Here is an 18,227-nt window from a genome sequence, read left to right as displayed (position 1 = left end):
CAATAGGAAGTTTCCTTTGCAATGTAGGAAATACCCTATCATCTAAGAAAATTCCTATAAAGACCGAGTCGGGAGATGAAATGCATATGCTGGGACGGATTGAACGGCACCTGCGACGCTTCAATGTAGCGCCAACGCGCTTCGGACGCGATGCGGTGGGCGATCCCCGGCTGGTGATCGACCTGCGCAACGGACGCGAGCCGGGGCCACGCATGACGGAAAGAATCGCCCGCTTCATGGATCGGCGCGAAGCGGAGGCCAGTGCGGAATGACCACGGCCTTCCAGGCTCATCGCCCGGAATGAACCACGATCAACGCGAGCGGGCGGACATGCGCTGCAAGGTGCCGAGTGCGTCACGCAACGCGACGTCGATATCGGGCTGCCCATCGGCAAAGCCGGGCTCGGTGTCCGGCGCGGTTTCGCGCCCCGCCATGCGACGCTCGAAGCCCGTCTCAAGCCGACGAACGAGCGAGGGAATGCTGCCCTCGATCTCCACCGCCGCAGGCGACACGGGGATCGGCCCGATTTCCGGCGAAAGCGCGGACGACTCTTCAAGGTCGCCATTGTCGGGACCGGCATCGACATGGGCGGTTTCATGCTCCGGCGCCTCGAGCGCGTCATCGGCCGCCCATGCCGGCTCGGACGCCATGAGTGACGCCTCCGGCGCCTCGACGATCACCGGTGCCGGTTCGACCATCTCGGCTTCGAGGAGCAATGGCGGATCCTCGGTGACCTCCGGCGTCGCCTTCGGCGCGATCGAGTCGGCGGTGATGCTATGGAAGGGCGCACCCAGATCGCGCGCCGCCATGATCGGGCCGCGTCGCGGCTCCTCGATCAGCGCCGGCTCGGGCAGGTCGTCGGGCTGGGCCGTATCGAAAATCACCTCGGCCGGATCGCGCCGCGAACGACGCTTGCCGATGCGAATCGGCGGCAAGCCTTCCAGCGCGCGCAACAGCGCGAAGCAGGAAACCGCCATCGCCAGACCAGCAATCGCGGCGAGCAGCCCACGCGCCGTCTGACCAAGTGGCGGCGCGGCGGCGGGCAGCACCGAAGCCAGGCCGGTCTGCTCGACGAGCGATTCAAGCAGTGCCGCCGGCAGCATCATGACGATCAGCCCGACTGCGATGCCGCAGGAGATACCCATCCATAGCGGCATGGGCAGGATCGGACGCTTGGCAGAGGCTTTCGCCATCATGTCATCCTTCAGAGCGAACGGCCGACGAGCCGTTGGTAAACAGGGAGATAACGCGAAATGTTTGACGACCAGTTACGATCCCTCTCGACAAAGGCGCGCGCCACGTCACGGCGCGCCTCCCAATCGGCGCGGTCGGCGAACATGCCGGCCAGCGCATCGGCAAGCGCCTTCGGATCGTCGGGCCGAAACAGCGTGCCCGTCACGCCATTCTCGATCAGTTCGCGATGCCCGCCCACGTCCGATGCGGCGACCAGCCGCCGCTGCGCCATCGCCTCCAGCGGCTTGAGCGGCGTCACCAGTTCGGTCAGGCGCATCGCCTTGCGCGGATAGGCGAGGATATCGACAAGCCCGTAATAACGCTCCACTTCCTGGTGCGGCACACGCCCGACGAAACGGATGCGATCGGCGGCGGGCGAGGCCTCCGCCTGCGCGCGCAGGCTATCCTCCATCGGACCGCCGCCGACCATCAACAGATGCGCGCGCGGCCGCGCCGCGACCAGCATCGGCATGGCGGCGATCAGGTCGTCGAGCCCTTCATAATCGTAGAAGCTGCCGATGAAGCCGACGACCTCGGCATCCTCCAGCCCCAGTTCCCGGGCCAGCGCGGCATCGGGCTGCGGCGGATCGCCGAACAGCGCGAGATCGACGCCGTTGGGCGAGACGGTGATCTTGCCGGCATCGACGCCGCGCGCGACCAGATCCCGGCGCAGACCGTCGCAGATGACCGCGACAGCATCCGCCCGCTTCACCGCGCGCGTTTCCAGCGCGCGGGTGACGCGGTAGCGCGCCGATCCCTCGCGACCGGTGCCGTTGCCGACCGCGGCATCTTCCCAGAAGGCGCGAATTTCGTAGATGAGCGGCAGATCGTGACGATCGGCGACGCGCTGTGCCGCGATCGCGTTCAGGACGGGCGAATGCGCGTGCAGGACATCGGGTTTCCAGTCGCGCACCACCGCATCGATATTGTCGGCGAACAGCCGGATTTCACGCCATTCGCGCAAAGGGCTCCGCCCCTGTGGCCGCGCGGTGGTGCGAAAGAAATCCAGCCCGTCCACGGTTTCGCGATCCGGCCCGGCCGCGCTATGGCGCGGCCCGGTCACCCCGGCAACGGTCCAGCCAAGTTCGATCTGCGCCTTCAATATGGCACGCGTACGGAAGGTGTATCCGCTGTGCATCGGCAAGCTATGGTCGAGAATGTGCAGGATGCGCACGCGTCTGATTGTCCCCGGATCGTCTTCGCCTGCTCCTTTGCACGGCAAGGTTTAACGCGACGTCAACCGCATTCTGCTAAGCGGGGCTTCGTGATCGACAATTTCTCCCTCGCGCTGACCCACGGCCTGCTGCTGCTCCTGGCATGGCGGCTGCTGTTCCGCGCCGATCTCGACAGCGAACCGCCGCCGCCGCCGGACGAAGTGTCCGCGCCGAAATTCGGCGGCAAACCCTCATCGGGAAAACGCTTCGGTGCGTGATCTCGTCTTTCTGGGTTTCCTCGCGGCTTTCATCGCGCTGGGCTTTCGGCGGCCGTTCCTGTTCGTGCTCGTCTATGCCTATATCGATATCGTCTCGCCGCAGCGGCTGACCTATTATCTGCTCAATTCCATTCCGATCTCGATGATCGCGGCGGCGCTCGCGATCCTGGGCTGGCTGGTCGCTGACAACAAGGCCAACGCCCGCTTCGCGCCGCGCCAGGGGCTGATCATCCTGCTGCTGATCTATTGCGGGATCACCATGACCTGGTCGAACTTCCCGATAGATGCGGCGCAGAAATGGGACTGGGTGTGGAAAGGCCTTGCCTTTTCCGCCTTCCTTCCGCTGACGCTGCACACCAAGCTCCGGATCGAGGCGCTGATCCTCACCATGATCCTGTGCGCCGGATCGATCATCATCGTCGGCGGCCTCAAGACCGCCACCTCCGGTGGTGGCTATGGCGTGCTCAACCTGATGGTCAGCAACAATTCCGGCCTCTACGAATCGAGCATCATCTCGACCGTCGCGATCGCGATCATCCCGCTGATCCTGTACATGATGAAGCACGGCACGATCTTTCCGCCCGAATGGCGCGTCACCCTGTTCGGGCTCGCGCTCTGCTTCGCCTGCCTGCTGATGCCGATCGGCACCGAGGCGCGCACCGGGCTGGTCTGCATCGGCGTGCTGGCGGTGCTGCTGCTGCGCTTCAGCAAACGGCGCATGGTCTGGATCGGACTGGCGGGATTGGCAGGGCTGATCGCGCTGCCGCTGCTGCCCAGCAGCTTTACCCAGCGCATGGACACGATCAAGGAATACAAGGCCGACGAAAGCGCGGGCACCCGCCTCGCCGTCTGGGCCTGGACCTGGGAATACGCCAAGGACCATCCGATGGGTGGCGGCTTCCATTCCTATCGCGAGAACCGGATCTCGTTCCAGACCGTCAAGAAGACCGAATCGGGCGGGAACACCACGGTCGAGGCGAAGCAGGAGACCGATCAGGGCCGCGCTTTCCACAGCGCCTATTTCGAGATGCTGGGCGAACAGGGGTATCCGGGGCTGGCGCTGTGGCTGCTCATCCAGGCGATCGGCCTGTTCCGGATGGAGATGCTCCGCCGGCGCTACAAGGACAAGACCGCCGATCACCAGCGCTGGATCGCCCCGCTCGCGATCGCGCTCCAGCACACCCAGATCATCTATCTGGTCGGCTCTCTGTTCGTCGGCATCGCCTTCCAGCCCTTCATCTGGATGCTGATCGCGATCCAGATCGGCTTCGACACCTATGTGACGCGGCGCGCGCGCGAGGCGGCGTTCGTGCCCGTCGCGAAGCGTGCGCGCGCCACCGCCCTTCCCCAAGTTTCGGAGAGCTGATGGCCGGCATCTTCCTTGTCCGCGCGGATGGCAGCCCATTCGCCGAGGCCGCGCTGGCCGAAGCGCGCGCGCAGTTCGCGTTGCACGGTTTCGCGGGCGGCGGCGAAGCGACGCTGCCTGGCTGGCGGCTCTTGCGCCGCCCCTATGTTCATGGCGGCCCGGAGACCTTCCTCGCGCGCGGCGACGATATGGTCGCCGTGGCGGGCACGATCACCGTCGATGGGCTGATGGGCCGCGCCGCGCTGGAAGCGCTGCTCGATCACGCGACGCCGCCCGCGCTCGACTGGTCGCGAATCGGCGGCCAATTCGCTCTGCTGCTGCGCAAGGGTGGGCGAACCTTCCTGCTCTCCGATTATTTCGCGGCATTCCAGCTTTTCCATGACGGCGAGCACCGGGTCTTCTCCACCTCGTTCCTCGCCGCCGCGAAGGCGTTGCCACGCCTGTCCTTCGATCCTCAGGGCGTCTACGAATTCGCGTTCAACGTGGTCCCGATCGGCGACGACACGATCCTTGCCGACCTCAAGACGCTGTCGCCGCGCCGGATGGTCGAACTGACGCCCGACGGCGTCATGCTTCACACGATCGACAAGCCCCTGCCCGGCGCCGCATCGCGCGCGAGCGCGGCGGAACGGCTGCCGCGCCATGTCGAGCGTCTCCAGTCGATCGTCGGCGCCCATGTCCGCGCATTCGGCGACAAGGTGAACTGCCCATTGTCGGGCGGGCTCGATTCGCGGCTGCTGCTCGCCTCGCTGCGCGCGGCGGGCTCGAAACCCTATATCTATGTCTATGGCGATCCCGGCGACGCCGATGTCGATATCGCGCTGGCGATCGGTGAAGCAGAGGGATTCGCGGTCGACTATGTCGACAAGGGCCGCCCGGCGCCCGATCCCGAGGCGTTCCCCGCGCTGGTCGAGGCGAATTTCCACGATCTCGACGCACTGCCCACCTATGGCAATATCTTCGACGAGGGTGGCTATGGCGATGCCCGCCAGGCGCGCCATGCCGGCGGCCGGCTGGCGGCGTCAGGCGGCTGTGGAGAGATTTTTCGCGACTTTTTCTTCCTGGCCGATCGCCCGACCAGCCCGATCGCGGTGGCGCGCACCTTTTTCGCGCGCTTCGCACCCGGTGACGCGACCGCGGTGTTCGAGCCCGATGCCTTTCTGGCGCGGATCGGCGACAAGATCGCCGAGGCGATCGACGCGCCGTCGCGTGACCGCAAGGTGCCGCGCGCGCTGATCGAGCAGGTTTATCCGCGCGTCCGCTGCCGCGCGCTGTTCGGCCGCGAGATCGGCGTCGAGGCGCGGCTGGGAGCCTATCTGATGCCCTTCCTCGATCACCAGCTCGTCGCGGAAGCGATGACGCTGCCGATGCGGCTGAAACATGCCGGCCGTTTCGAGGCGATGCTGCTCAACGCGATCGATCCCGCGCTCGCGCGGCACATGAGCGCCTATGGCCATGATTTCGCCGGGCCACCCAATCGCAGGCACCTGTTCGAGGAATGGTCGTCGCGCATCCGGCCGAGCTGGCTGCGCGCGCGGACCTATGCGATCCGCCGCAAGCTCGGCCCGATGGGCGACGAACATGGCGGGCTGCTGGAGCCCGATTATATGCGCCGCGTGATCGATCTCGATTTTCCGGCGATGCGGCGCTTCTTCAATGTGGATGCGATCACTGACAGCGGCATGTGGCGCCGGATCGCGTGCCTTGAATATCTCGCCGCGCATCTCGGATCGCGCATGGCGGGGTGAGTTTGGCTATCGCGCGTCTCGAAGGACGCGCGATAGCCGGAACGTCAGCGCGACGCCTGCGCCGCGACCTGCTCGCCCAGCGTGTTGCCGCGCACCATGATCGTGTCGTTGGTCCAGTTGCCGACCAGGGTGGTGCGGTTCTTGAAGCCCGGCGCCACCGTCGCGGTGTTGCCTTCAACCACGAGGCCGGTTGACGATCTTTCGCGCCCCTCGGGAGCGACGGTGATGATCGTCGAGTAATTGTCCTTGTTCGGCCCCACCACGAAGGTGTTGCCGGCGATACGGCCGGTCGCGCCGTTCGACAGGTCGATCGAATAATTGGTGTGCTGGCCCAGGCTGTCGTCGAAGCTGCTGTCCAGGATCTTGACGCGCGGCGCGCGGCTCTTGACGTAATGGCCGCCTGTGCCGCGATCGAACCGGGAATTCTCGATGCTCAGCGAGCCATAGTCCCCGATATAGACACCGTGCGCGCCATTGCCGTTCGGATCCTTGCCCAGGCCGGAGAAGGTGGAATGGACGATGCGGATCGCGCTCGACGGATCGGAGGCGGACAGGATCCCGCACTGGCTGTCGAGGAACATGGCGTTGACGACGTCGAGATTGCCCTTTTCGATACGGATGCCCGCGCCGTTGCCGTCGGGCACGTTATTGTGCCTGAAGACGATGCCTTCGACGCGCGAGCGCGCCCCGCGCAGGACCAGCGTCGCCTTGCCTTCGCAGATCGCGCTTTCGAAGATCGCCTTGCCGGGCTCGGCCGCGACGAACGAGACATTGCCGCCTTCCTGCACGGCGCAATCGCGATAGCGGCCGGGCGCGATGCGGATCGTGCCCGTGCCGTCGCCGATCGCAGAAACCGCGTCCTGGAGGGTTGCGAAGGACTGGCCGGTTTCGGCGACGGTGAAGGGCGCATTGCCCGATTGCGACGCGGCGGGCGCGGCAAGGGCGAACGAGAGGACGAGCAGCGCGGGCAGGCGCATCGAGGGTCTCCACAGATCGGCATGGCGCGGAATCGCCACAATCGCGCCCCTCATAGTTCAGATGAGTCACCAATTGGTTAGGATAGGCAGTTCGTTAACCTAAACAAATTTCTGTTCCCGCCCGCACCGGCATTCTGGCGAAGCCGGAATCTCGCGCCTGACGACACGCAGGATTGCCCTAAGGTCGACTATGTCCGGCTTTCGCGCATTGCTGTCGGAGATTTTTGGGAAGCGAACGATTGAGTGGGAAATATCCGATGCGCTTGGCATAAAGATAGCGCGCCGGTCCCCCAACCGTTCGGGCTGAGCCTGTCGAAGCCCTGTTCTTCTATCTCGAACCCAGGAAAAGGCAGGGCTTCGACAGGCTCAGCCCGAACGGATCTGGTGGGCACAACGATATGAACCTGGCCTGGTGTGGAGCCACACCAGAACATGTCTCGACATTGAGCCTGTCCGCCCTCTCCCCGCGACCCCCGGTCCTGCGCATGCCCCTCGCCAGATAATCCCGGACAGCAATGGGCGAAAGCCGGAATGACGGTACCGACCTTGTCCTAGCGCGCCTCGATCGCCTCGATCAGCGCATCGGTGAAGGCCGGGATATCGTCGGGCTTGCGGCTGGTGATCAGGAAGCCGTCGGTCGCGACCTGCTCGTCCACCACCTTGCCGCCGGCGTTGCTGAGGTCTGTCCGGATCGATGGCCAGCCTGTCACCGTCCGTTCGCGGATCACGTCCGCCTCCACCAGCAGCCAGGGGCCATGGCAGATCGCCGCCACCGGCTTTTCGGCATGGGCGAAATCGCGGATCACCTCGATGGCCTTGCGCTCCATGCGCAGCCGGTCCGGATTGGCGACGCCGCCGGGCAGCAGCAGCGCGTCATAGGCATTGGGATCGACCTGATCGAGCGCCATGTCGGGCGTTATGCGGTCGCCGGCCTTGTCGTGCTTCACGCCGCGGATCGGAGCGATATCGGGAGAGGCGAGGTGCACGGTCGCGCCCGCGTCGATCAAGGTCTGGCGTGGGTCGAACAATTCCGAATTTTCAAATCCGTCAGTCGCGAGGATCAGGATTCGCGCGTCGGAAATGCTGGGCATGGATGTCTTCCCGTTGTGGATGGATCGGGACCATGAACCCGTGGCGACGCGACTCCGTTCCGGAACGATCGGGCGGACCGTGGGTTGAAAAAGGCGAAACCATCCTGGAGTGCGCGTGCCCAAGCTCTGTTACGTCGACGATGCCCTGCCCGGCATCACCCGCAGGAAGATCGGCCGGGCCTGGGGGTATTTCGACCCGGAGGGCAAGCGGATCACCGATCGCGACGAGATCGATCGCCTGAACGCGGTGGCGCTGCCGCCCGCTTATGCCGATGCATGGTTCTGCCCGTCGCCGCACGGCCATATCCAGGCGACCGCCTATGACGACAAGGGGCGCAAGCAATATCGCTACCACCCCGATTTCCGCGCCCGCCGCGAACATGAGAAATATGATCGCTGCGCCGATTTCGGCCGCGTGCTGCCGCTGATCCGCACGCGCGTGGAAAGCGACCTGCGCCGAACCGCGATCAGCAGGGAGCGCGCGGTCGCCGCCGTGGTGCGCCTGCTCGACCTTGGCCATCTGCGCGTCGGCAACGAAGCCTATGCCAGATCGAACAGGAGCTTCGGCGCGACCACCCTGCGCAACCGCCATGCCAGGGTGAAGGGCGCGACGTTGCGGCTGAGCTATCGCGCGAAATCGGGCAAGGACGTGACGATGCGGATCACCGACGCATCGCTGGCGCGCTTCGTGAAACGCTGCCAGGATCTGCCGGGACAGCATCTGTTCCAATATCTCGACGCCGACGGCGTCGCCCACGCCGTCACCTCGACCGACGTCAACGACTATCTGCGCGAGGCTTCCGGCGAGGATTTCACCGCCAAGAATTTCCGGACCTGGGGCGCCAGCGTGCTCGCCTTCGCCGCGCTTCACGCCAGCGGCGGCCGCTTGCCGTTGAAGGCGCTGCTCGAACCCGTTTGCGCCGCGCTGGGCAATACCCCCGCTATCGCGCGAAAATCCTATGTCCACCCCGCGCTCACCGAACTGGCCACCAGCAAGCAGGGCAATCCCCTGCCCTTGCATCTGCCGCGCGCCACCCGGTATCTGAGCCGCGCCGAACGCGGGCTGATCGACTATCTCGACGGCCTGTCGGCAGCCCCGGCCAAGCGCGCCGCCTGAAGAGGAGACCCCGATGGCCGCCACCAACAAGAGCGCACCCGCGACTCTGCCCGATGTCGATGTCGAGAAATCGATCGCCCAACTATGGCATGACAGCATGGTCTGGCTCGACAATCACAGCCTGCAGATCCTGATCGCGGCGGCGATCGCCACCGGTGTCTTCTTCCTGCTGGTCGGATTGCGCCGGCTGGGCATGAAATTGTGCAACAAGGAAGATCATACCGGCTGGTTGAGCGTGATCGGCCGCGCGATCTCGCGGACCGGCACCTTCTTCATGATCATGGTCTCCGCCCGGCTGGTTTCCGGCTATGCGCAGACGCCCGACATGGTCGCGCGGACGATCACTTTCCTCTTCACCGTTTCGGCCGTGTTCCAGGCGGCCATCTGGGCGCGCGAGATCGTGCTGGGCGTGATCGAGCATCGCGCGGGTACCGACGCGCACCGCGCCGAAGCGCTGGGCAGCGCGATGGGCATCATCCGCCTGCTGGTGACGGTGGTCTTGTTCGCGGTCGCGATCATCGTCGTGCTCGACAATCTGGGCGTCAACGTCACCGGCCTGGTCGCCGGCCTCGGCATCGGCGGCATCGCGATCGGCCTGGCCGCGCAGGGCATCTTCTCCGACCTGTTCGCCGCGCTTTCGATCCTGTTCGACAAACCCTTCCGGCGCGGCGACGCGATCAAATGGGATACGACTTCAGGCACCGTCGAACAGATCGGCCTCAAGACGACGCGCGTGCGCGCGATCTCGGGCGAGGAGGTCGTGATCTCCAACGCCAACCTGCTCAACAAGGAACTGCACAACATGGCGCGCCTGCATCGCCGCCGCCATGTGCTGACGATCGGCGTCACCTATCAGACGCCGCCGGACGTGTGCGCGGAGATCCCGGCGATGATCAAGGCGATCGTCGAGGCCCACCCCAAATGCCAGATGATCCGCTGCGGCATGACCGGCTTCGGCGCGTCGAGCCTGGACTATGAAGCGCAGTTCGACGTGCTGTCCGAAAATTATGACGAGGTGTTCGAGGCGCGCAGCAAGGTCTGCATCGACATATTGCAGCGCTTCAACGCGGAAGGCATCGAATTCGCCTATCCGACGCAGACCAGCTTCACCGCCGCGCCGGACGGCACGCTCGTCATGCCCTATCCCAGCGAAACCAAGCTGATCGCTCCCGAACCGGAGGCGGCTCCAAGCCGGACAGGACGTACGCGCAAGACCCCTTAACGCGCGTCGGAGTGACATGCGGGGTTCGACTCGGCTCCCGCCGGACAGGCGGGCGGCATGACGTTGCGGAATCCACCGCTTTTGACTCTGTGCCACGCCCCACCCTATTTTCCCGCCGCACGATGCGCGGGGCAGGATTGCGCGCGCACCGGCCATCGGGAGCGGACGAAAGGAAACGCGTGAACACCGTTACACCGCAGCAGTTGCAGGCCAGGATCGGCGAAGAAATCGGCGTGTCCGATTGGGTCGAGGTGACCCAGGCGATGATCGATAAGTTCGCCGAGGCGACGGGCGATCATCAGTTCATCCATGTCGACCCTGAAAAGGCGAAGCTCACGCCCTTCGGCGGCACGATCGCCCATGGTTTCCTGACGCTCTCGCTGATGCCGCTGCTCATGGCGAAGGCGGACGGCCCCAAGATCGCCGACGTCAAGATGGGCGTGAACTATGGGGGCAACAAGACGCGGTTCCTGGCGCCCGTCCGCTCCGGCAAGCGCGTGCGCGGCCGTTTCAAGCTGCTGGAACTCGACGAGAAGCGCCCGGGCCAGTGGCAGCAGGTGATCGAGTTCACCGTCGAGATCGAGGGCGAGGACAAGCCGGCGCTCATCGCCGAATGGATCAGCCAGTTTTTCGTGTGACCTGTCGCGGGACGGCAATCGCCGCCCCATATCATGTTCCGTGCAACCCCGCCCCTTTCCATCCGGTGAAGGGGGATCAAGGAGAGTCCCATGCGTGACGCCGTCATCGTTTCCACCGCCCGCACCCCGATCGGCCGCGCCTATCGTGGCGCGTTCAACAACACCGCCGCACCCACGCTGGGTAGCCATGCGATCCGCGCGGCCGTGGAACGCGCCGGGATCGAGGGCGGCGAAGTCGACGATGTCTGTTTCGGCGCCGCGCTCCAGCAAGGCAGCCAGGCGGGCAATATCGCGCGTACCGCCTTGCTGCGCGCTGGCCTCCCCGTCACCGTTTCCGGCATGTCGCTCGACCGGCAATGCTCGTCGGGCCTGATGGCGATCGCCACCGCCGCCAAGCAGATCATCACCGATCGCATGGACGTGTGCATCGGCGGCGGCGTCGAATCGATCTCGCTCGTCCAGACCAAGGAGATGCGCGTCGCCCCGGACCGCGAACTGCTGGCGCTGCACAAGGACATCTACATGCCGATGCTCGGCACCGCCGAGACGGTCGCCGCGCGCTACGGCATCAGCCGTGAGGCGCAGGACGAATATTCGCTCCAGTCGCAGCAGCGCACCGCCGCCGCCCAAGCCGCGGGCAAGTTCGACGACGAGATCGTCGCCACCACCGCGACCATGGCCGTCACCAACAAGGAGACGGGCGAGGTCACGCACAAGGAGGTGACGCTCGCCAAGGACGAGGGCAACCGGCCTGAAACCACGCTGGAAGGCCTGGCCGCGCTCCAGCCCGTGATGGGCCCCGGCATGAACATCACCGCCGGCAATGCCAGCCAGCTTTCGGACGGATCGGCGGCCAGCGTCCTCATGGAAGCCAGGCTCGCCGAGAAGAAGGGCCTCAATCCGCTCGGTCGCTATGTCGGCATGGCGGTCGCCGGCACCGAGCCCGACGAGATGGGCATCGGCCCGGTCTTCGCGATCCCCAAGCTGCTCGAACGCTTCGACCTGAAGATGGACGATATCGGCCTTTGGGAACTGAACGAGGCGTTCGCCGTGCAGGTGCTCTATTGCCGCGACAAGCTGAGCATTCCCAATGAACTGCTCAACGTCAATGGCGGCGCGATCTCGATCGGCCATCCCTATGGCATGTCGGGCGCGCGCATGGTCGGCCACGCGCTGATCGAGGGCAAGCGCCGGGGCGCCAAGCATGTCGTGGTGACGATGTGCATCGGCGGCGGCATGGGTGCGGCCGGCCTGTTCGAGGTGTTCTAAAACAAGTTCGGATCGGCGGTGTCCTTGCGCGAGAATCGACAGCAAGGACGCCGCCGATCCATGTCCAGACTAGCCTATCCGCCCGACCGGCAAACGGGTTCGCCCGGCGCCTCGTCCCCCAGCACGTAACGCGGCCCCGCACCGCGCGCCGCCGCGCGATCCTCGGGATTGTAGAGCGCGCAACTGGCGAGCGACAGGCAGCCGCACCCGATGCAGTCGTCCAGCCGGTCGCGCGTGCGCGCGAGTTGCGCGATCCGGGCATCGAGCAACACGCGCATCGCCCTGCTGATCCGTTTCCAGTCCGCCGCGTTGGGCGTGCGCCCATCGGGCAGCTTCGCCAGTTCGATCCCGATCGCCTCGATACTGAGGCCAAGCTGCTGCGCGATCAGGATGAAGGACAGCCGGCGGATATCCGATCGCAGGAAGCGCCGCTGGCCGCCGGCGTTTCGATAGGGATGCAGCAATCCCTTCGCTTCGTAGAAGCGGATCGCGGACACCGCGACCCCGGTGCGCGACGCCAGGTCGCCGATCGAAATCACATCACTCGCACGCATCGCGTTTCTCTGTTCAAAAAAGCTTGACCTGAACTTAGGTTTAGGTTGCATCGAGATGGCGTCAACCCCGATCGGCCGAGGACTCGGCCGGATACAGGAGCGGAAAATGGCGCAAGCGACGATCGAACATGTGAATTTGACGGTCAGTGATCCCGAACGCTCGGCCCGCATGGCCGAAGAGCTGTTCGGCTGGAAGGAGCGTTGGCGCGGGCCGGCGCGCGACGGCGGCTTCACCATCCATGTCGGCAGCGCCTCCGCCTATCTGGCTTTCTACACCGGTCCGGACGGCATGCATGGGAACACCCGCTATCCCAAGGGCGAACCGCTCAATCATGTCGGCGTGGAAGTGGACGATCTCGGCGCCACCGAGGCGCGCGTGATCGCGCTGGGCTTCGTCCCCTTCTCGCATGGCGATTACGAACCCGGCCGGCGCTTCTACTTCCTCGATCACGACGGCATCGAGTTCGAGATCGTCGGCTATCGCGCAACCGCAGGGAACATCCCGTGATGCCAGACGCTTGATAAGCCTGGAAAAGGAGATCGACGATGAGCAGCGACAGCGATATCCGCAAGCGTTTCTGGAAGGAATTCGAGGCCAGCCCCTATCTGATGGTCGGGCTGGACGACGGCCACCGGCACAGCGTGCCGATGACGGCCCAGCTCGACAAACATGCGGACAGCGCCTTCTGGTTCTATACCGCCAGGGACAATCGCCTGGCGCCAGGCGGCCCGGCAATGGCGCAGTTCGCCGCCAAGGGGCACGACCTGTTCGCCTGCATACGCGGCACGCTGGTGGCGGAGACCGATCCGGCGGTGATCGATCGCTATTGGTCGAAACAGGTGGAAGCCTGGTATCCCGGCGGCCGCGACGATCCATCGCTGTTGATGCTGCGCTTCGATCTCGACGATGCGGAGATCTGGCTGGCCGACCTGTCGGTGAAGGGCCTGTTCAAGCTGCTCACCGGCGGCGATATCCGCGAGGAGGAGCGCGGCAAGCATGCCGAACTGACGCTATAGGCGCAGTCCGGCGGAGTCCTTGATTTCAGAAAGATGGGGAAGGCTCCCGCCTTCCCCTTTTCGATTCAATCGAACTTGGCGATCCAGGCTTCGAGCACCGGCGCAATGGTGTTGCGCCATTTGCTGCCATTGAAGATGCCGTAATGGCCGACTGCCGGCGCCATGAAATATTTCTTCTTGGCTGCGGGCAGCTTGTTGGCGATGGTCAGCGCCGCCTTGGTCTGGCCCAGGCCCGAAATATCGTCGCGCTCACCCTCGATCGCCAGGATCGCGGTGTCGGTGATCGTGCCGGCATCAACCAGCTTGCCGCGATGCTTGAAGGCACCATTGGGCAGCGCGTGCGTCTGGAACACGACATCGATGGTCTGGAGATAGAATTCCGCCGTCATGTCGCAGACCGAACGATATTCGTCGTAAAAGCGCTTCGTGGCGTCCGCGCTTTCCTCGTCGCCCTGAACGAGATGCTTGAACATCTCCCAATGGCTCATCAGGTGATCGCCCAGGTTCATCGTCATGAACCCGGCAAGCTGCAGGAAGCCCGGATAGACCTGCCGGTTGGCGCCCGGATAATGCATCGGCACGGTCGCGATCACATTCTGTTCGAACCAGGCGTGCGGCCGCTGCGTCGCCAGCGTGTTCACCGCCGTCGGCGCCTCGCGCGTGTCGATCGGGCCGCCCATCATCGTCAGCGTCTTGGGCGTGCAGGGATGCTTGTCCGCGTTCATCAGCGCGACCGCGGCGAAGCTCGGCACCGAAGGCTGGCAGACCGCGAGCACATGGGCGCCCGGCCCGATATGTTCGAGGAAAGCGATCAGATAATCGATGTAATCGTCAAGATCGAACGCGCCTTCCGACAGCGGCACCATCTTCGCGTCGCGCCAGTCGGTGATGTAGACGTCGCAGCTTGGCAGCATGCGCTGGACCGTTCCGCGCAGCAGCGTCGCATAATGGCCGGACATCGGCGCGACGATCAGCAGCCTGGGGCCGCCCTCCACGCCTTCGCGCACGAAACGCTTGAGCTGGCCGAACGGCTTTTGCAGCACGATCTGCTCGCTCACCTCCACCTTGCGCCCGTCGATCTCGGTTTCGATCAGTCCGAAAGCGGGCTTGCCGCGCGGCGCGGAGGCGTGCGCGAAAACGTCCAGCGCGGAGGCCAGGATCGGGCCGCCGCCGAAATAAGAGAAGGGGTTGGCAGGGTTCTGAAGGAATTCCGCGCTCATATGCGCCATCGCGCTGGCCCCGGCCAGCAACGAGCGCTGCATCTCATAGGCGTTGTAGAGCATTCATCCACTTTCACATTGTCTCCCGCTTTACCTAGGCGCATTTGCTGCAATGCAAAAGCGCAAAGCTTCGATTGAGCGGGCCGGTTCGGGCTGCTAGGGCCGCGCCATGAGCGAAACGGTCAGCGAACGGGCAGTCGACACAGCAAAGGCCGACACGACCGACCGCGCAACGCAGTCGCGTTCGGGCCGCAACCTCGGCGATCTCGGCATGGTCTGGCGGATGGCGGTTCGCTATCCCGGCCATATCGCGGCCGCCGCCGCCGCGATGCTCGTCGCCGCCGGCGCGACCCTCGCCATTCCCAGCAGCTTCCGGCTGATCATCGATCGCGGTTTCGTGCAGGGCGGCGGCGGCGATATCGGGCGCTGGTTCCAGTATCTGCTGCTGATCGTCGTGGTGATGGCGATCGCCACCGCGTTCCGCTTCTACTTCGTCTCCTGGCTGGGCGAACGCGTGGTGGCCGATCTGCGCCTGGCGGTGCAGCGCAACCTGCTGCGCCTGTCGCCAAGCTTCTTCGAGGAGAACCGCCCGTCCGAGATCGCGTCGCGGCTGACGGCGGACACCACGATCATCGAGCAGCTCGTTGGCACCACCATTTCGGTCGCGATGCGCAACCTCGTCATGGGCGTGGGCGGCATCGCCTATCTGTTCAGCCTCTCGCCCAAGCTCACGGGCATGTTGCTGGTCGGCATCCCGGTCGTGATCATGCCGATCGTGATCCTCGGCCGCCGCGTGCGGACGATCTCGCGCAGCAGCCAGGATCGCGTCGCCGATGTCGGCGCGATGGTGAGCGAAGTGCTGGGCGCGATGAAGATCGTCCAGGCGTTCGGCCAGCAGGATCGCGAAGCAGGCCGCTTCGGCGCGGCGGTTGAGGCGGTATTCGGCACCGCCCGGCGACGGATCATGCTGCGCGCGGTGATGACCGCGACGGTGATCGGGCTGATCTTCGGCGCGATCGCGCTCGTCATGTGGCAGGGCGCGCTCGACGTCGCGGCCGGACGGATGAGCGGCGGCACCATCGCCGCGTTCGTGCTGACTGGCGGCCTTGTCGCCGGCGCGTTCGGCGCGCTCACCGAAGTCTATGGCGACCTGCTGCGCGGCGCGGGGGCGGCCGGGCGGCTCGCGGAGTTGCTGGCACAGAAGCCGGTGATCGCGGCCCCCGCGACGCCAAGCCCGCTGCCGGTTCCGGCGCGCGGCGAGATCCGCTTCGATCATGTAGAGTTCCGCTATCCCACACGCCGCGAAACCAGCGCGCTCGCCGATTTCTCGCTGACCGTGAAGCCGGGCGAGACGGTGGCGGTGGTCGGCCCCTCGGGCGCGGGCAAATCCACACTGTTCCAGCTCATCCAGCGTTTCTACGATCCCGATGCCGGCCGCGTGCTGCTCGATGGCGTGGCGCTGCCCGATGCCGATCCCGCCGATATCCGCGCGCGTATCGCGATGGTGCCGCAGGAAACCGTGATCTTCGCGGCCTCCGCACGCGACAATCTGCGCTATGGCAATTGGGATGCCTCGGACGAGGCGCTGTGGGCGGCTGCGGAGGCCGCGAATGCCGCAGAATTCCTGCGCAAGCTGCCCGACGGACTCGACACCTTCATGGGCGAAGGCGGCGCCCGACTGTCCGGCGGACAGCGCCAGCGCGTCGCGATCGCCCGCGCGATCCTGCGCGATGCGCCCGTGCTGCTGCTCGACGAGGCGACTTCGGCGCTCGACGCCCAATCCGAACGGCTGGTGCAACAGGCGCTGGAGCGACTGATGACCAACCGCACGACCATCGTGATCGCACACCGCCTCGCCACCGTGCGCAGCGCCGATCGCATCATCGTGATGGAGGACGGGCGGATTGTCGAGCAGGGCGATCATGACAGCCTGACCGCGCAGGGCGGCCTCTACGCCCGCCTCGCCCGCCTGCAGTTCGACGGGGCATTGGCTTAAGGTCCGGAACGGATCAGGCTTGCCTGGCCTCGCACCGTCGCCGTTGATACAAGCGAAGCATGAAACCAATCTTCGCATCGATCGGCCATGGCCTGCGCAATGTCGCGCAATTCCGTGGGCGCGACGGCGGCGTGCGCTTCTGGATCTACGGGTTTTTTCTGCTGACGCTCGTGATCGCCGCGATGATGGCGGTCCTCCTGCCGGAGTTCGCGCGCAGCATGGAAAGGATGCAGGCATTCGCGGATTAACGCCGCGGCCACCGTTGCCAATCGGGGCATCCCGTCCTAAATAGGCGCCAACATCAAGAGTTGGGGCGACGCCCAACGCCAACCTGCCACTCCGGGCAAGGTGGCGCTCCCGCAAGGGAGGATGTGGCCGAGCCGGCAACGAAGCGGATCAAGCCACGAGCGTCTGTCCTCTCAGTTGAAGGACATGCGTGACGATGCCGATCAAGATTCCCGACGATTTGCCCGCTTTCCGCACATTGGAGTCGGAAGGCGTGATGGTGATGCGGGAAGCCGACGCGATCCGGCAGGATATCCGGCCGCTCCGCATCGGGCTGCTCAACCTGATGCCCAACAAGATCAGCACCGAAACGCAGATCGCGCGCCTGATCGGCGCGACGCCGCTTCAGGTGGAACTGACGCTTGTGCGGCTGACCGAGCATGTCGCGCGCAATACGCCGGCCGATCACATGGCGTCCTTCTATCGCCCCTGGGCCGACGTGAACGACGAGCGCTTCGACGGGTTCGTGATCACCGGCGCGCCGGTGGAGCGCCTGCCCTTCGAGGACGTGACATATTGGGACGAGATGCGCCGCATCCTCGACTGGACGCAGACGCACGTCCATAGCTGCTTCAACATCTGCTGGGCAGCGCAGGCGGCGGTCCATCATTTCCACGGCATGCCGAAATACGAGCTGGGCGCGAAGGCATCGGGCATCTTCCGGCATCGCAACCTCCAGCCGGCATCACCGTATCTGCGCGGCTTTTCCGACGATTTCTCGATCCCCGTCTCACGCTGGACGGAGGTGCGCCGCGCCGACCTTCCCGCCGACAGCGGCATGACCGTATTGGCGGAGAGCGAGGAAACCGGGCTGTGCCTGCTCGACGATCCGCAGCGCCGGTCGCTCCACATGTTCAACCATGTCGAATATGATACGACCAGCCTGGCGGATGAATATCACCGCGACAGCATCACCGCGCCGGGCACGCCGGTTCCGCTCAATTATTTCCCCGGAAACGATCCGGCGCGCACGCCCGAGAATCGCTGGCGCAGCCATGCCCATCTGCTGTTCGGCAACTGGATCAACCAGATCTACCAGACCACGCCGTTCGAGCTTTGAGG

Annotated in this window: 19 protein-coding genes and 1 riboswitch; of the genes, 13 read left to right on the top strand and 6 right to left on the bottom strand. The window is 65.2% G+C overall.

Annotated elements, in window-relative coordinates; translation table 11 throughout:
• Positions 1–86: 86 nt before the first annotated feature.
• Positions 87–272 carry a hypothetical protein gene (locus ACODTA_RS09740; RefSeq protein WP_489065709.1) on the top strand — a complete coding sequence of 62 codons (186 nt, stop codon included), beginning with the start codon at positions 87–89 and terminating at the stop codon, positions 270–272.
• Positions 273–311: 39 nt separating this feature from the next.
• Here the strand turns inward: ACODTA_RS09740 and ACODTA_RS09735 are convergent, their stop codons facing one another.
• Both ACODTA_RS09735 and ACODTA_RS09730 read right to left on the bottom strand, forming a co-directional pair.
• Positions 312–1,193 carry a hypothetical protein gene (locus tag ACODTA_RS09735; protein ID WP_489065708.1) on the bottom strand — a complete coding sequence of 294 codons (882 nt, stop codon included), beginning with the start codon at positions 1,191–1,193 and terminating at the stop codon, positions 312–314.
• Between the two features lie 11 nt (positions 1,194–1,204).
• Entirely contained in the window at positions 1,205–2,407 is a 1,203-nt protein-coding gene (locus tag ACODTA_RS09730; protein WP_489065707.1) for a TIGR04063 family PEP-CTERM/XrtA system glycosyltransferase, read from the bottom strand.
• 90 nt (positions 2,408–2,497) lie between these two features.
• Between ACODTA_RS09730 and ACODTA_RS09725 the strand changes: the two genes are divergently transcribed.
• Genes ACODTA_RS09725 through ACODTA_RS09715 form a run of 3 tightly spaced genes read left to right on the top strand, consistent with a single transcriptional unit; the run spans position 2,498 to position 5,779 of the window.
• Positions 2,498–2,665 carry a hypothetical protein gene (locus tag ACODTA_RS09725; RefSeq protein ID WP_489065706.1) on the top strand — a complete coding sequence of 56 codons (168 nt, stop codon included), beginning with the start codon at positions 2,498–2,500 and terminating at the stop codon, positions 2,663–2,665.
• The gene (locus ACODTA_RS09720) at positions 2,658–4,031 is read left to right on the top strand and encodes a putative O-glycosylation ligase, exosortase A system-associated (RefSeq protein ID WP_489065705.1); all 1,374 of its coding nucleotides are present in this window, start codon (positions 2,658–2,660) and stop codon (positions 4,029–4,031) included. Before ACODTA_RS09725 ends, ACODTA_RS09720 begins: the two co-directional genes overlap by 8 nt.
• Positions 4,031–5,779 carry an asparagine synthetase B family protein gene (locus tag ACODTA_RS09715; RefSeq protein WP_489065704.1) on the top strand — a complete coding sequence of 583 codons (1,749 nt, stop codon included), beginning with the start codon at positions 4,031–4,033 and terminating at the stop codon, positions 5,777–5,779. Before ACODTA_RS09720 ends, ACODTA_RS09715 begins: the two co-directional genes overlap by 1 nt.
• A gap of 44 nt (positions 5,780–5,823) precedes the next feature.
• Here the strand turns inward: ACODTA_RS09715 and ACODTA_RS09710 are convergent, their stop codons facing one another.
• On the bottom strand, positions 5,824–6,756 hold the full coding sequence (locus ACODTA_RS09710; RefSeq protein WP_489065703.1) for a right-handed parallel beta-helix repeat-containing protein: 933 nt from the start codon (positions 6,754–6,756) through the stop codon (positions 5,824–5,826).
• Between the two features lie 551 nt (positions 6,757–7,307).
• On the bottom strand, positions 7,308–7,847 hold the full coding sequence (locus tag ACODTA_RS09705) for a type 1 glutamine amidotransferase domain-containing protein (RefSeq protein ID WP_489065702.1): 540 nt from the start codon (positions 7,845–7,847) through the stop codon (positions 7,308–7,310).
• Positions 7,848–7,956: 109 nt separating this feature from the next.
• Here ACODTA_RS09705 and ACODTA_RS09700 point away from each other — a divergent pair, with 109 nt between their 5' ends.
• The 4 genes from ACODTA_RS09700 (at position 7,957) to ACODTA_RS09685 (ending at position 12,093) form a co-directional block, all read left to right on the top strand.
• Complete coding sequence (locus ACODTA_RS09700) at positions 7,957–8,964, top strand: DNA topoisomerase IB (protein WP_489065700.1); 1,008 nt, start codon at positions 7,957–7,959, stop codon at positions 8,962–8,964.
• A 13-nt stretch (positions 8,965–8,977) separates the two neighbouring features.
• Positions 8,978–10,186 carry a mechanosensitive ion channel family protein gene (locus ACODTA_RS09695; RefSeq protein WP_489065698.1) on the top strand — a complete coding sequence of 403 codons (1,209 nt, stop codon included), beginning with the start codon at positions 8,978–8,980 and terminating at the stop codon, positions 10,184–10,186.
• A gap of 179 nt (positions 10,187–10,365) precedes the next feature.
• Positions 10,366–10,824, top strand: coding sequence for a MaoC family dehydratase (locus tag ACODTA_RS09690; RefSeq protein ID WP_489065697.1), 459 nt, complete (start codon positions 10,366–10,368; stop codon positions 10,822–10,824).
• A gap of 90 nt (positions 10,825–10,914) precedes the next feature.
• Positions 10,915–12,093 carry an acetyl-CoA C-acyltransferase gene (locus ACODTA_RS09685; protein ID WP_489065696.1) on the top strand — a complete coding sequence of 393 codons (1,179 nt, stop codon included), beginning with the start codon at positions 10,915–10,917 and terminating at the stop codon, positions 12,091–12,093.
• Between the two features lie 74 nt (positions 12,094–12,167).
• On the opposite strand, the gene soxR is transcribed toward ACODTA_RS09685, so the two are convergent.
• On the bottom strand, positions 12,168–12,647 hold the full coding sequence (gene soxR, locus ACODTA_RS09680) for a redox-sensitive transcriptional activator SoxR (RefSeq protein ID WP_489065695.1): 480 nt from the start codon (positions 12,645–12,647) through the stop codon (positions 12,168–12,170).
• Positions 12,648–12,753: 106 nt separating this feature from the next.
• On the opposite strand from soxR, the gene ACODTA_RS09675 reads away from it, so the two are divergent.
• Together ACODTA_RS09675 and ACODTA_RS09670 are read left to right on the top strand one after the other, a co-directional pair.
• Positions 12,754–13,155, top strand: coding sequence for a VOC family protein (locus tag ACODTA_RS09675; protein WP_489065694.1), 402 nt, complete (start codon positions 12,754–12,756; stop codon positions 13,153–13,155).
• A 38-nt stretch (positions 13,156–13,193) separates the two neighbouring features.
• Entirely contained in the window at positions 13,194–13,664 is a 471-nt protein-coding gene (locus ACODTA_RS09670; protein WP_489065693.1) for a pyridoxamine 5'-phosphate oxidase family protein, read from the top strand.
• Positions 13,665–13,729: 65 nt separating this feature from the next.
• On the opposite strand, the gene ACODTA_RS09665 is transcribed toward ACODTA_RS09670, so the two are convergent.
• A complete protein-coding gene (locus ACODTA_RS09665) occupies positions 13,730–14,947 on the bottom strand; it encodes a polyhydroxyalkanoate depolymerase (RefSeq protein WP_489065692.1) in 1,218 nt (405 codons plus the stop codon).
• Between the two features lie 106 nt (positions 14,948–15,053).
• Here ACODTA_RS09665 and ACODTA_RS09660 point away from each other — a divergent pair, with 106 nt between their 5' ends.
• From ACODTA_RS09660 to ACODTA_RS09650, 3 genes are all read left to right on the top strand, one after another.
• Complete coding sequence (locus ACODTA_RS09660; protein WP_489065691.1) at positions 15,054–16,880, top strand: ABC transporter transmembrane domain-containing protein; 1,827 nt, start codon at positions 15,054–15,056, stop codon at positions 16,878–16,880.
• Positions 16,881–16,939: 59 nt separating this feature from the next.
• Entirely contained in the window at positions 16,940–17,128 is a 189-nt protein-coding gene (locus tag ACODTA_RS09655) for a hypothetical protein (protein ID WP_489065690.1), read from the top strand.
• A gap of 45 nt (positions 17,129–17,173) precedes the next feature.
• A riboswitch (SAM-I-IV-variant riboswitch) is annotated at positions 17,174–17,281 on the top strand.
• 41 nt (positions 17,282–17,322) lie between these two features.
• Positions 17,323–18,225 (top strand): homoserine O-succinyltransferase, encoded by a 903-nt coding sequence (locus ACODTA_RS09650; RefSeq protein ID WP_489065689.1) that lies wholly within the window; start codon positions 17,323–17,325, stop codon positions 18,223–18,225.
• Positions 18,226–18,227 lie beyond the last annotated feature (2 nt).

This window comes from Sphingomonas sp. FG14 (assembly GCF_057809675.1).
This window is presented reverse-complemented; position numbering and strand designations above follow the sequence as displayed.